Source organism: Mesorhizobium sp. M0621 (assembly GCF_040320745.1).
GTDB lineage: Bacteria > Pseudomonadota > Alphaproteobacteria > Rhizobiales > Rhizobiaceae > Mesorhizobium.
On record NZ_JAMYQF010000013.1, the window covers coordinates 77,480 to 91,048 of the forward strand.

Annotated in this window: 9 protein-coding genes; 5 read left to right on the forward strand and 4 right to left on the reverse strand. The window is 63.2% G+C overall.

Annotation, left to right across the window (positions count from 1 at the left end; genetic code table 11):
• Positions 1-12: 12 nt before the first annotated feature.
• Positions 13-2,121: an ATP-dependent DNA helicase RecG gene (gene recG, locus NKI38_RS12060; RefSeq protein WP_352657738.1), complete on the forward strand. Its 2,109-nt coding sequence runs from the start codon at positions 13-15 to the stop codon at positions 2,119-2,121.
• On the opposite strand, the gene NKI38_RS12065 is transcribed toward recG, so the two are convergent.
• The 4 genes from NKI38_RS12065 to NKI38_RS12080 all read right to left on the reverse strand — a co-directional run bounded on the left by NKI38_RS12065 (position 2,073) and on the right by NKI38_RS12080 (position 7,175).
• Complete coding sequence (locus tag NKI38_RS12065; RefSeq protein ID WP_352657740.1) at positions 2,073-2,828, reverse strand: DUF502 domain-containing protein; 756 nt, start codon at positions 2,826-2,828, stop codon at positions 2,073-2,075. The two genes, recG and NKI38_RS12065, sit on opposite strands and share 49 nt — an antisense overlap.
• Before the next feature lie 92 nt (positions 2,829-2,920).
• Complete coding sequence (glmS, locus tag NKI38_RS12070) at positions 2,921-4,744, reverse strand: glutamine--fructose-6-phosphate transaminase (isomerizing) (protein ID WP_352657743.1); 1,824 nt, start codon at positions 4,742-4,744, stop codon at positions 2,921-2,923.
• Between the two features lie 178 nt (positions 4,745-4,922).
• Positions 4,923-6,281, reverse strand: a complete 1,359-nt coding sequence (gene glmU, locus NKI38_RS12075) for a bifunctional UDP-N-acetylglucosamine diphosphorylase/glucosamine-1-phosphate N-acetyltransferase GlmU (protein WP_352657746.1) — start codon at positions 6,279-6,281, stop codon at positions 4,923-4,925.
• Between the two features lie 147 nt (positions 6,282-6,428).
• On the reverse strand, positions 6,429-7,175 hold the full coding sequence (locus NKI38_RS12080; protein WP_352657748.1) for a cytochrome c biogenesis CcdA family protein: 747 nt from the start codon (positions 7,173-7,175) through the stop codon (positions 6,429-6,431).
• A 194-nt stretch (positions 7,176-7,369) separates the two neighbouring features.
• Here NKI38_RS12080 and NKI38_RS12085 point away from each other — a divergent pair, with 194 nt between their 5' ends.
• From NKI38_RS12085 to NKI38_RS12100, 4 genes are all read left to right on the forward strand, one after another.
• Positions 7,370-7,747, forward strand: a complete 378-nt coding sequence (locus NKI38_RS12085) for a COG4315 family predicted lipoprotein (RefSeq protein ID WP_352627924.1) — start codon at positions 7,370-7,372, stop codon at positions 7,745-7,747.
• Positions 7,748-8,122: 375 nt separating this feature from the next.
• Positions 8,123-10,759 (forward strand): type I DNA topoisomerase, encoded by a 2,637-nt coding sequence (topA, locus tag NKI38_RS12090; protein ID WP_352657751.1) that lies wholly within the window; start codon positions 8,123-8,125, stop codon positions 10,757-10,759.
• Between the two features lie 6 nt (positions 10,760-10,765).
• A complete protein-coding gene (gene rnr, locus NKI38_RS12095; protein WP_352657753.1) occupies positions 10,766-13,084 on the forward strand; it encodes a ribonuclease R in 2,319 nt (772 codons plus the stop codon).
• On the forward strand, positions 13,084-13,530 hold the full coding sequence (locus tag NKI38_RS12100; protein ID WP_352657756.1) for a DUF983 domain-containing protein: 447 nt from the start codon (positions 13,084-13,086) through the stop codon (positions 13,528-13,530). The genes rnr and NKI38_RS12100 overlap by 1 nt, the downstream gene beginning before the upstream one ends.
• Positions 13,531-13,569 lie beyond the last annotated feature (39 nt).

Genomic DNA, 13,569 nt, shown 5'->3' on the forward strand with positions numbered 1-13,569 from the left:
TAAGCTGACATCATGCGCCCCACCATCCTCGATCCGCTGTTTGTTCCGATCACCTCGCTTGCCGGCGTCGGGCCGAAGGTTGGCGCCCTGATCGAGAAGGTCGTCGCCGCCGATCTCGGTGATCGCGCCGCGCGCGCCGGCGACCTTCTGTTCGTGCTGCCGCACACCGTCATCGACCGCCGCAGCCGTCCGGGTATTGCCGGTTCGGCCGAAGGCCAGATCGTCACTCTCGACGTGCGCATCGACCGCCACCAGCCGCCGCCGCGCGGCAACAGGTCGGTGCCCTACCGGGTCTACGCCCATGACGACACCGGCGAGATCGCGCTGACCTTCTTCCATGCCCACGCTTCCTATCTCGAAAAGGCAATGCCCGAGGGCGAGCATGTCGTGGTCTCCGGCCGCATGGAATGGTTTAACGGCCGCCCGAGCATGGTCCACCCCGACCATATTGCGCTGGCCAGCGAAGCGGAAAACCTGCCGCTGGTCGAACCGGTCTATCCGCTCACCGCGGGGCTCTCAGGCAAGGTGCTGCGCCGGGCAATCGGCCAGGCGCTTGCGCGCGTGCCTGAATTTCCCGAATGGCAGGACGGCGCCTTCATGCGCCGGCACACATTTGCGGCCTTTGGCGATGCGCTCGCACGCATCCACAATCCGGCAGATCCGATCGACGTCTCCATCGACGGCGCCGCATGGCGGCGGCTCGCCTATGACGAGTTGCTGGCGGGCCAGGTATCGCTGGCGCTGGTGCGGGCAAAAGTCCGCCGCCTGTCCGGGCGTCCCCTGGTCGGCGATGGTCGCATCGCCGAGAAACTGCGCGCCGCACTGCCCTATTCGCTGACATCAAGCCAGGAGTTTGCGCTGGCCGAAATCAATGCCGACCTCGCCGATCCCGAACGCATGCTGCGGCTTTTGCAGGGCGACGTTGGCTCCGGCAAGACGGTCGTCGCGCTGCTCGCCATGGCGCGTGCCGTCGAGGCCGGCGGCCAGGCCGCCCTGATGGCGCCGACCGAGATCCTGGCGCGCCAGCATCTGGCGACGATCGCGCCGCTTGCCGCCAAGGTCGGACTGCGCATCGCCATTCTCACCGGCCGCGAAAAGGGCCGCGAGCGCACCGACACGCTGGCCGGTCTGGCCGGCGGCGAGATCGACATCGTCGTCGGTACCCACGCGCTGTTCCAGGAGACCGTGACCTTCCACGACCTGGTCTTCGCCGTCATTGACGAGCAGCACCGCTTCGGCGTCCATCAGCGCCTTGCCATCACCGCCAAGGGCGATGCACCAGACATGCTGGTGATGACGGCGACACCAATCCCGCGCACGCTGGTGCTGACCGCCTTCGGCGACATGGACGTGTCGAAGCTGACGGAAAAGCCGGCCGGCCGCCAGCCGATCCGCACCGTCACCTTGCCGCTGGAAAGGCTGGACGAACTGGTCGGCCGCATGGTCGACGCCGTCGCCGGCGGCCAGAAGATCTACTGGATCTGTCCGCTGGTCGAGGAATCCGAAGAGATCAAGCTGATGTCGGCCGAGGACCGTTTTGCCTCGCTGAAGCCGCTGTTCGGCGACCGCATCGGCCTTGTCCATGGCCGCATGAAGGGCACCGAGAAGGACGAGGCGATGCGCGCCTTCAAGCAGGGCGAGACACGCATCCTGATTGCCACCACGGTGATCGAGGTTGGCGTCGATGTGCCCGACGCCACCGTCATGGTCATCGAACATGCCGAGCGCTTTGGCTTGGCGCAACTGCACCAGTTGCGCGGCCGGGTCGGGCGTGGTGACAAACCATCTTCCTGCGTACTGCTCTACAAGGACCCGCTCGGCGAAACCGCGAAGCGCCGGCTGTCGGTGATGCGCGAAACCGAGGACGGCTTCCTGATCGCCGAGGAAGACCTGAAGTTGCGCGGCGAAGGCGAATTGCTGGGCACCCGCCAGTCCGGCACACCAGGCTTTCAGGTGGCGCGCATCGAGGCCCATGCCGACCTTCTTGAGGCCGCCCGTGACGACGCCAGGCTGATCCTGTCCCGCGACCCGGAACTGCAATCAGACCGAGGCGAGGCGTTGCGCCTGTTGCTCTATTTGTTTGGCCGTGACGAGGCTGTGCGGCTCTTGCGCGCCGGCTGAGCCAATGCGGCAATCGACGGATTGGCAAGCATTCCCTCGATCGGCTCGCCGTTCACGACAACCATCTGCTTGACCTCGGGCGCCACCAGCCCGGCCGAGACGATCAGCTTGGCGCCGTCCTCGATCGTCATGTCGAGCAGCACGATGTCCGACTTCGGCACATACATCAGGAACCCAGTGGTCGGGTTCGGTGTGCAGGGCATAAACACGGCAATCAGCGGATCGCCTGCCTGGTCGAGCTTCTGGTTGATCTCGGTCTCCTTCTCGCTGGCGACGAACACCAGCGACCAAACCCCCTTGCGCGGATATTCGACCAGCCCGACCTGCCGGAACATATCGCCCTTGTTCGACAGCACGGTCTCGAAAATTTGCTTCAGCGAACCGTAGATGCCGCGCACCAGCGGCATGCGTCCGAGCAGCCGCTCGCCGAAATTGACGATGGCGCGGCCGACTATGTTGGCCGTCAGGAAGCCTATCAGCGTGATCAGGATCAACGCGACGATCAGCCCGAACCCCGGCACCGGAAACGACAGGTAGGTATCGGGGCTGTAACGAGCCGGAATGTAGGGCTTCACCCAGGAATCGACCCAGCCGATGAACGACCAGGCGATATAGGCGGTGATCGCCAGTGGCGCACAGACGACGAAGCCTGTGAGGAAATAGTTCCTCAGCCGGGTCATGCCGGAGGTCTTGGGAGCGTCGGACATGGTTCACCGGGGACGCGGGTTGCAGCGCAACATAGTGAACCAGAGGGCGTATTGGAACTGCGAAGTTTTTAAAGGCGCCTGTTTAAAAGCGCTTACTCCACCGTCACCGACTTCGCCAGATTGCGCGGCTGGTCGACATCGGTGCCCATGAACACGGCGGTGAAATAGGCCAGCATCTGGATCGGCAATGCGTAGATGATCGGCGAGATGATTTCCGGCACGTCGGGCAGCACGATCGTCTCCATCGTCTTCACGCTCGTCAGTGCCGCACCCTTGCTGTCGGTGATCAGGATGATCTTGCCGCCCCGCGCCGCCACCTCCTGCATGTTCGACACGGTTTTCTCGAAAATGCGGTCATGCGGCGCGATGACGATGACCGGCATGTTCTCGTCGATCAGCGCGATCGGGCCATGCTTCAGTTCGCCCGCGGCATAGCCCTCGGCATGGATGTAGGAGATTTCCTTGAGCTTCAGCGCGCCTTCCATGGCCAGCGGGAAGTTGGTGTCGCGGCCGAGATAGAGCACGTTCTTGTAGTGCGCGAGCTCGCGCGCGATCTTTTCGATCTGATGATCGAGTTTCAGCACCTGGTTGGCAAAGCGCGGCGCTTCCGACAGTTCGCGCACGAAGATCTTTTCCTGCTCCTTCGAAATCGTTCCGCGCGCCACGCCGGCGCGCACGGCCAGCGATGCCAGTACCGAAAGCTGGCAGGTGAACGCCTTGGTCGAGGCGACGCCGATCTCCGGCCCGGCCAGCGTCGGCAGCACGACGTCGGATTCGCGCGCCATGGTCGATTCGCGCACATTGACGACGGCGCCGATCTTCATCCCCGCCTTGCGGCAGTAGCGCAGCGAGGCCAGCGTGTCGGCGGTCTCGCCCGACTGCGAGATGAAGAAAGCGGCATCGTTCTTCGACAGCGGCATTTCGCGGTAGCGGAATTCGGAGGCGACATCGATGTCGACCGGTAGCCGCGCGTAGCGCTCGAACCAGTATTTGCCAATCAGGCCGGCCAGATAGGCGGTGCCGCAGGCCGAAATAGCCAGTCGGTCGATTTTGGCGAAATCGAAAGGCAGGTCGAGCGGCTTGGAGACGCCACCGACAAAATCGAGATAATTCGCCAGCGTGTGCGAGATCACCTCCGGCTGTTCATGGATTTCCTTCTCCATGAAATGGCGCCTATTGCCCTTGTCGACCATGAAACTGGTCGAGAGCGACTGCTGGCGCTTGCGGTCGACCTTTGTGCCGTCGATGTCGAAGATGGTGACGCCGTCGCGGCGCACCACCGCCCAATCGCCGTCTTCCAGATAGGTGATCGAATTGGTGAACGGGGCGAGCGCTATGGCGTCGGACCCTAAAAACATCTCGCCATCGCCATGGCCGACAGCCAGCGGCGGACCGTTGCGGGCGCCGACGATCAGGTCTTCATCGCCCTTGAACATGATCGCCAGCGCGAAAGCGCCTTCCAGCCGCTTCAGCGCCTGGTGCGCGGCATCAACCGGCTTCAGCCCCTTGGCGAGTTCGCACGCTACCAGATGCGCCACGACCTCGGTGTCGGTCTGCGACGAGAAAGAATAGCCGTCGCGGATCAGCTCCTCGCGTAGTTCGGCGAAATTCTCGATGATGCCATTGTGGACGATGGCGACGCCTTCGGAAAAATGCGGGTGCGCATTGGTCTCGTTGGGCACGCCGTGCGTCGCCCAGCGGGTATGGCCGATGCCGATCGTGCCGTCGAGCGGCTCGTTTTTCAGCAAGCGCTCGAGATTGATCAGCTTGCCTTCGGCGCGGCGGCGGCCAAGCTGGCCGTGCTCGATGGTGGCGACGCCGGCCGAGTCATAGCCGCGATATTCGAGCCGCTTCAGCGCATCGACGATGAGCGGCGCAACCTGCGAGTGGCCGACGATTCCAACGATACCGCACATCCGGACAGTCCCCGATTCCCCATGGAAAACCAGCGCTATTTAGGGATGGCCGGCCTACCGTGAAAGTCACATTGCATTTCGTCCCGTGTAACGGAACGCTTATTCCTGTCGATGCACTATGACAGACCGCTCTTGCAATCCGGTTACTGCATTCGTTCGCGTTTTTGCGAGGCCGGGCTTACTTTTTCTTCGCAGCAGCGGCCGAAGCAAACCGCTCGCGCAGCTCCTTGCCCTTGCCGGGGATCGTCTTCTGGCGGGCGCGGCCGAAGGCCAGCGCATCGTCGGGCACGCTTTCTGTGATCACGCTGCCCGAGGCGATATAGCCGCCCTTGCCTATGGTGACAGGCGCCACCAATGAGGAATTCGAGCCGACAAAGGCGCCCTCGCCGATGTCGGTGAAGAACTTCGAATAGCCGTCATAGTTGCAGGTGATGGTGCCGGCGCCGATATTGGCTCCCGCGCCGACCCGCGCATCGCCGATATAGGTCAGGTGATTGACCTTGGCGCCCTCCTCGATGACAGCCTGCTTGACCTCGCAGAAATTGCCGACCTTGGCCTTTTGCCTTAGATCGGCACCCGGCCGCAGCCGCGCGAACGGCCCGACATCGCAATTCGAAGCGATGGTGGCGCCTTCGATATGGCTGAAGGCATGGATTTTAGCACCCGTCGCAATTTTCACGCCTCGACCAAACCAGACATTGGGCTCGATGATCGTGTCAGCGCCGATTTCGGTATCGTGCGAAAAGTACACGGTCTCGGGCGCAATCAGCGTCACGCCCGACAGCATTGCCTCATGGCGGCGGCGCGCCTGCCAGATGCCCTCGGCTTGCGCCAGTTCGGCGCGGTTGTTGATGCCGAGCGCGCTTTCGAAACTGGCTTCGGTGGCGACGACGTCCAGCCCCCGCGCGCCGGCGATCTCGACAATGTCGGTCAGGTAATACTCACCCTTGGCATTCTTGTTGCCAACCGCGTCGAGCAGCTTCAGCGCGTGGGCACCGGCCACTGCCATCATCCCGGCATTGCAGAAGGTGATTTTCTTCTCCTCCTCCGAGCAATCCTTCTCCTCGCGGATGGCAATCAGCTTGCCGTCTTTTTCGATCAGCCTGCCATAGCCGATCGGATTGGGCGGACGGAAACCGATGACGACGACGGCAGCACCTTCCGCCAGTTTCAGCCGCGCCACGGTGAGCGCATCCGCGTCGATCAGCGGCGTGTCACCAAACATCACAAGGATATCGTCATAACCCTTTGATATCGCTTCGCGAGCAGCAAGAACGGCATGCGCGGTGCCGAGGCGCTTTTCCTGCACAAAGGTCTCGGCTTTCGGAGCGAATTTTGCCGCCGCCTTGCGCATCTCTTCCGCGCCATGGCCAATCACCAGCGCCTGGCTGCCGGCGCCTGCGGCCTCGGCAGCCTTCACCACATGGGCGACCATCGGCAGCCCTGCAATCTGGTGCAGCACCTTCGGCAGCGTGCTTTTCATGCGCGTGCCTTCGCCAGCGGCGAGGATGACGGACAGGCAGGATCTCTGGCTCATGGAAGGACAACCATATGAGAAGGATTGGGAATCAAATCATGCTAACAGTGGCGCCATGCTGCACCAATGCGGTTAAATTCCGGTGAGGTGATAGAGCAGCTGACTCTTAATCAGCGGGTCCAGAGTGCAGCTCTCATGCCGGTGTGCCTACCCCAGCCGCCCCAACACCGGAAAATTCTCCAGCAACCAATAGGACACCGTCTGCACGCCCCCGGTGAGGAAAAACACGCCGGCGACAACCAGCAGCGCGCCGATCGCCTTTTCGACGCGGCCGAGATGGACGCGGAATTTGCCGAGGAAGCGCATGAAGGCGCCGGAAAACAGCGCCGCGATCAGGAACGGAATGCCCAGGCCGAGCGAATAGGCCGCAAGCAGCAGCGCGCCCTCGCCCACCGTCTCACGGCCGCCGGCCAGCGTCAGGATCGGTCCCAGCACCGGGCCGATGCATGGCGTCCAGCCGAAGGCGAAAGCCAGCCCCATCACATAGGCGGCGATCGCACTCGCCGGCTTGCCTTGCGACTGGAAGCGCGCCTCGCGCGACAAAAGCGGGATGCGCAGGATGCCGAGGAAGTTCAGGCCCATCAGGATGATCAGCACGCCGGCGCCCATCGCCAGCTGTTCCTGCCAGACACGCAGCAGCCGGCCGATGGTCGAGGCGCCGGCGCCCAGCGCGACAAAGACGGTCGAGAAGCCAAGCACGAAGGCGATCGAGGAGTAGAGCAGCGCGCCGCGCGCGCCTTCGCGCGCCGCCGCACCCGCATTGCCGCGAAAATCGTCGACCGAGACGCCTGCCATATAGCAGAGATAGGGCGGCACCAGCGGCAGCACGCAAGGCGACAGGAACGAGATCGCTCCCGCCCCGACCGCGCTGACATAGCCGATGTCCAATGCCATTTCCAAGAACTCCAGTGCCGTGGCTGATATAGCGACGCGCAGCCTTGTCCACCAATCACCATTGTGTTGGCAAGATCATCCCTTGATCATCCCTGGCCGACGCTCTGCCGGGGAAGAAACGACGGCCCGCGGGCGTTGATACAGTGAGGCCGCGATTTCCCGCGCGTCTCCAGATGTCAGTCAGGGAGATTTTCATGAAAACCATAACCGTAGGGCTGGCAGCGCTTCTGCTCAGCACCGCTGCCTCCTTCGCCGCCGATGCGTGGAAGGAAGCCGAGGTCAATGGCACCAAGATCTACACCGACGCCAACGGCATGACGCTTTATACCTATGACAAGGACGAGAAGGGCAAGAGCAACTGCTACGACAAATGCGCCACCAACTGGCCGCCGCTGAAGGCCGAAGCCGGCGCCAAGGCGGACGACGAATGGAGCGTTGTCGACCGCACCGACGGCACCAAGATGTGGGCCTATGACGGCAAGCCGGTCTACACCTTCATCAAGGACAAGAAGCCTGGCGATGTGACCGGAGATGGTGTCGGCGAGGTCTGGCATATCGTCAAGGCCGACTAGCTTCTCAATCCGGGTTCTGCCGCTGGCGGAACTTCGGTCGGCTGCCGGGTGTCCCTCCAAACCCGGCGGCCAGCACCAAAACGACCTGTCATAGCGCCGCGCCGCCCCTCGTGCGATATCCCAGCCGGCGTTTCTGCGACTCGGCGGAAAAATGAATCGCATCGTTTTCCGACGACTCGGGCCCGCCATCGCCCCAATCCAAATTCTGTGATTTTCTCCATACACTCTAAGAGTGTATTGCTGCGGAGAGCCCTGCAATTTGGGCGCTTCCCCTTGACCGGATGCAAAAGCGCGGCCATGTGAGCGACAAATAGAACGAGATTTCGTCGCGCGCAGCGGAATTCTTCTGCCGCACCACAGCTGATATGAGACCTCATGGACGTCGTCGTCGTCGAATCGCCGGCCAAAGCAAAGACCATCAACAAATACCTCGGCAAGAACTACAAGGTTCTGGCCTCGTTCGGCCATGTCCGCGATTTGCCGGCCAAGGATGGCTCGGTGCGTCCGGACGAGGATTTCGCCATGTCCTGGGCGGTCGACACCGCTTCGGGCAAGCGGCTTGCCGATATCGCCAAGGCGGTCAAGGATGCCGACGGCCTGATCCTCGCCACTGATCCGGATCGCGAGGGTGAAGCCATCTCCTGGCATGTGCTGGAGGTGCTGAAGCAGAAGCGTGCGCTGAAGGACAAGCCGGTCAGCCGCGTCGTCTTCAACGCCATCACCAAATCGTCAGTGCTGGAAGCGATGGCCAATCCGCGCCAGATCGATGCGCCGCTGGTCGATGCCTATCTCGCCCGTCGGGCGCTGGATTATCTCGTTGGCTTCACGCTGTCTCCGGTGCTGTGGCGCAAGCTGCCGGGCGCCCGTTCGGCCGGACGCGTCCAGTCGGTTGCACTGCGTCTGGTCTGCGATCGCGAATCCGAGATCGAGCGCTTCATCCGAGAGGAATACTGGCAGGTATCAGCTTTGCTCGGCACGCCGCGCAACGAGAATTTCGAAGCGCGGCTGACCGCCTTCGATCGCAAGAAGCTGCAAAAGCTCGATATTTCCAACAAGGCGCAGGCCGACGATATCAAGTCGATGCTCGAAGGCGCGACCTTCAAGGCGGTGTCGGTCGAAGCCAAGCCGACCAAGCGCAATCCCGGCCCGCCCTTTACCACCTCGACGCTGCAGCAGGCCGCCTCATCCGGCCTTGGCTTCTCGGCCAGCCGCACCATGCAGGTGGCGCAGCGGCTCTATGAAGGCATGGAGATCGGCGGCGAGACCACCGGCCTGATCACCTATATGCGAACCGACGGCGTGCAGATGGCTCCCGAGGCGATCGACGCCGCACGCGATGCAATCGCCAAGGAATTCGGCCCGAAATACCTGCCGGAAAAGCCACGCCTTTACACGACCAAGGCCAAGAATGCCCAGGAAGCGCACGAAGCGATCCGCCCGACGGATTTCATGCGCACTCCGGCATCGGTCAGGCAATATCTCGATTCCGACCAGATGCGCCTCTATGAGTTGATCTGGAAGCGCGCCATCGCCAGCCAGATGCAGCCGGCTGAGATCGAGCGCACCACCGCCGAAATCGAGGCGGTCAACGGTGCGCGCACAGCCGAGCTTCGCGCCGTCGGTTCGGTCGTTCGCTTCGACGGCTTCATCGCCGCCTACACCGACCAGAAGGACGACGATTCGGAGGACGAGGAAAACCGTCGTCTGCCCGAAATCCGCGCCGGCGAGCAGCTTGCCCGCCAGGCGATCAACGCGACCCAGCACACCACCGAGCCGCCGCCGCGTTATTCGGAGGCTTCGCTGATCAAGAAGCTGGAAGAGCTCGGCATCGGCCGGCCTTCTACCTACACGGCGATCCTGAAGACGCTCGAGGATCGCGACTACGTCACCATCGACAAGCGCCGGCTCGTGCCGCAGGCCAAGGGCCGGCTGCTGTCTGCCTTTCTCGAAAGCTTCTTCAAGCGCTACGTCGAGTACGACTTCACCGCGTCCCTTGAGGAAAAGCTCGACGAGATTTCCGACGGCAAGCTCGCCTGGAAGGATGTGCTGCGCGATTTCTGGAAGGATTTTTCGGGCGCCGTCGGCGACATCAAGGAGCTGCGCGTCACCGACGTGCTCGACGCGCTCAACGAGGAACTGGCGCCGCTGGTGTTTCCCGCGCGCGAGGATGGCTCCAATCCGCGCATCTGCCCGAAATGCGGCACCGGCAATCTGTCGCTGAAACTCGGCAAGTTCGGCGCCTTCGTCGGCTGCTCGAACTATCCCGAATGCTCCTTCACCCGCCAGCTCGGCGACGCCGCCAATCCGAACGGCGAGAATGGCGGCGGCGAAGACGGCACCAAGGTCATCGGCAAGGATCCGTACACGTCCGAGGAAATCACGCTGCGGAGCGGCCGCTTCGGCCCCTATCTGCAGCGCGGCGACGGCAAGGAAGCCAAGCGCTCCAGCCTGCCCAAGGGCTGGACGGCAGAATCGATCGATCACGAGAAGGCGCTGGCGCTGCTGTCGCTACCGCGCGATGTCGGCCAGCATCCGGAAACGGCCAAGATGATCTCGGCCGGGCTCGGCCGCTACGGCCCGTTCGTCCTGCATGACGGCACCTACGCCAATCTCGACAGCATCGAGGACGTGTTCTCGATCGGGCTGAACCGCGCCGTGTCGGTGATCGCCGAGAAGCAGTTGAAGGGCAAAGGCGGCCGCAATGGCGGCACTGCCGCTGCGCTCAAGGAGCTTGGCGAGCATCCCGATGGCGGCGGCAAGATCGTCGTACGCGACGGCAAATACGGACCCTACGTGAATTTCGGCAAGGTCAACGCCACCCTGCCCAAGGGCAGGGATCCGCAATCGGTGACCATCGAGGACGCGCTGGCGCTGATTGCCGAGAAGGAAGCCAAGGGTGGCGGCGGCAAGAAGCCGTTCCGCAGGGCGGCGGCGGCCAAGGCCCCGACAACCAAGAAAACCACAACCAAGAAAACGGCGGCTAAAAAGCCGGCCGCGAAGAAAAAAGGATAGGACGGCGTGGCGCGCAAGATCACCGGTAGAACCCACGGCGATCCGCGCACCGCCGATACCAGGGCCAAGGTCAAGGACGACTATCGGCCATCGCGCGACGAAATCCTGCGCTACATCGCCGAAAATCCCGATCGCGCCGGAAAACGCGACATCGCCAAGGCGTTCGCGCTGCGCGGCGACGACCGCATCTGGCTGAAGGATCTGCTGCGCGACCTGCAGGACGAAGGTTTCCTGACCAAGGAGCGCAAGGGGTTGGCTCGCGTCGGTGCCCTGCCCCACGTCACAGTCCTCGATATTTTTGACCGTGACGCCGATGGCGTGCTGTTGGCGCGTCCCACCGAACACACAGTCAATGGACCGCCACCCATCGTTTCCATCCGCCTTTCGCGCAGTGGTGGTGGACCGGCACCCGGCATTGGCGACCGCGTGCTGGCCAAGACCTTTCCCGCCGACGAGACGAATGTCGCCTTGGGTGGCCCGGCATACACCGGACGGGTCGTGAAGATTTTCGAAAAACGCACCGATGCCGTGCTCGGTGTCTTTCGCATTCTGCAGGATGGCACCTTCCGCATCGAACCGGTGGAACGGCGCCAGCCCGAACTGATCGTCGACAAGGAATTCCAGAACGGCGCCAAAAACGGCGACCTGGTCGAGGTCGAGCCCGCGCGCGCCTCCCGCTATGGCCTGCCGAGAGCCAAAGTGCTCAACGTGCTGGGTTCGCTGACCAGCGAAAAGGCGGTCTCGATGATCGCCATCCACGCGCACGACATTCCGCATATCTTTCCGGCCGACGTCATCGCCGAATCCGAAGCCGTCAAGCCGGCGACGCTTGCTCACCGCGAGGACTGGCGCGACCTGCCGCTGGTCACCATCGATCCGGCTGACGCCAAGGACCATGACGATGCCGTTTTCGCCACGCCGGATCTCGACGAGAAGAACCCCGGCGGCGTAGTCGCCACGGTGGCGATCGCCGATGTCGCGGCCTATGTGCGCCATGGCACCGCGCTCGACCGCGAGGCGCTGAAGCGCGGCAATTCGGTCTATTTCCCGGATCGCGTGGTGCCGATGCTGCCCGAGCGCATCTCCAACGATCTCTGCTCGCTGCGCGAGGGCCAGGACCGTCCGGCGCTGGCGGTGCGCATGGTTTTTTCGGCGCAGGGCCGCAAGCTCAGGCACTCCTTCCACCGCGTCATGATGAAGTCGGCAGCAAAACTCGCCTACAGCCAGGCTCAGGCGGCGATCGACGGCGTGCCGGACGAGAAGACCGCCCCGATCCTCGATACGGTGCTGAAGCCGCTGTGGGACGCCTATGCGACCCTCAAGCGTGGTCGCGATGGCCGACAGCCGCTCGAACTCGACCTGCCGGAGCGCAAGATCCTGCTCAAGCCGGACGGCACCGTCGATCGCGTCATCGTGCCGGAGCGGCTCGATGCCCATAAGCTCATCGAAGAATTCATGATCCAGGCCAATGTCGCGGCAGCCGAGACGCTGGAGGCGAAGAAGCAGGAACTGGTCTACCGCGTGCATGACGCGCCATCGCTCGCCAAACAGGAATCGCTGCGCGAGTTCCTGCAGACGCTTGGCCTGTCGCTGGCGCGCGGCGCGCAGATGCAGCCGAGCCAGTTCAACGGCATCCTCGAGCGTGTGCGCGGCGCCGACAATGAAGGCCTGGTCAACGAAGTGGTGCTGCGCTCGCAGAGCCAGGCCGAATACTCGCCCAAGAACATCGGCCATTTCGGTCTCAACCTCAGGCGCTACGCCCATTTCACCTCGCCGATCCGCCGCTATGCCGATTTGATCGTGCATCGCGGACTTATTGCCGCACTCGGCCTTGGTCCGGGCGGGCTGACACAGGACGAAGCGGCACGGCTCGAAGATGTTGCGGTGCTGATCTCAGGCACGGAACGCCGTGCAATGGCGGCAGAGCGGGACACGGTCGACCGTCTGGTCGCCGCCTATCTCGCCGAGCGCATCGACGACCGTTTCGACGCCCGCATCTCCGGCGTCACCAAATCAGGACTATTTGTCCAATTGCCGCAGTACGGCGCGGATGGTTTCATCCCGGTGTCAACATTGAACGGCGATTACTACATATACGACGAAACGGCCCGCTCCCTGTTCGGAGAACGCTCGGGCAAAGGCTACCAGCTCGCGGACCGCGTCGAGGTCCGGCTCGTCGAGGTGGCGCCGATGGCCGGCGCGATGCGCTTCGAGATGTTGACCGACCCGAAGCCTTTGCCGGGCTCCAAGCGGTCGTTTCACAAGGCCAAGGGCCGCGCCCGCGCGTCGCAATCGCGACCGGGTTCGCGCGGCAGGAGACGTTGATGACAACAGCCACGGAAGAACAGGTTTTCGGCGGAGAACATCACTCGGGCCGGGCTGCCCGCCCGCTATGGACGGCGATGAAGCGCGGCCTGCTCGGCCGCTGCCCGCATTGCGGCGAAGGCAAGCTGTTTCGCGCTTTCACCAAGACCGTCGACACATGCAGTGTCTGCGGCGAGGAACTGCATCACCACCGCGCCGACGACCTGCCCGCCTATCTCGTCATCGTCATCGTCGGCCACATCGTGCTCGGCGCTTTCATGGGTGTGGAGGCGACGTCCACCCTGTCCACGTGGCAGCACATTGCCATCTGGGTGCCGCTGACCATCCTTCTGTCGGTCGCGCTGCTGCAGCCGGTCAAGGGTGCCGTCATCGGACTGCAATGGGCCTTCTATATGCACGGCTTCGGCGGCGAACACGACGTGATCGAGCCGCATCCTGGAGCCTGAGCCGCAGCCAAGATTGCGGCCTGGCGCAACATCCCGACC

What these genes read in the sequence shown, in the direction of transcription:
- glmU (WP_352657746.1), bottom strand. Translation starts at nt 6,281, where the DNA reads ATGAGCCAGAGATCCTGCCTGTCCGTCATCCTCGCCGCTGGCGAAGGC.
- recG (WP_352657738.1), top strand. Translation starts at nt 13, where the DNA reads ATGCGCCCCACCATCCTCGATCCGCTGTTTGTTCCGATCACCTCGCTT.
- NKI38_RS12085 (WP_352627924.1), top strand. Translation starts at nt 7,370, where the DNA reads ATGAAAACCATAACCGTAGGGCTGGCAGCGCTTCTGCTCAGCACCGCT.
- NKI38_RS12100 (WP_352657756.1), top strand. Translation starts at nt 13,084, where the DNA reads ATGACAACAGCCACGGAAGAACAGGTTTTCGGCGGAGAACATCACTCG.
- glmS (WP_352657743.1), bottom strand. Translation starts at nt 4,744, where the DNA reads ATGTGCGGTATCGTTGGAATCGTCGGCCACTCGCAGGTTGCGCCGCTC.
- topA (WP_352657751.1), top strand. Translation starts at nt 8,123, where the DNA reads ATGGACGTCGTCGTCGTCGAATCGCCGGCCAAAGCAAAGACCATCAAC.
- NKI38_RS12080 (WP_352657748.1), bottom strand. Translation starts at nt 7,175, where the DNA reads ATGGCATTGGACATCGGCTATGTCAGCGCGGTCGGGGCGGGAGCGATC.
- NKI38_RS12065 (WP_352657740.1), bottom strand. Translation starts at nt 2,828, where the DNA reads ATGTCCGACGCTCCCAAGACCTCCGGCATGACCCGGCTGAGGAACTAT.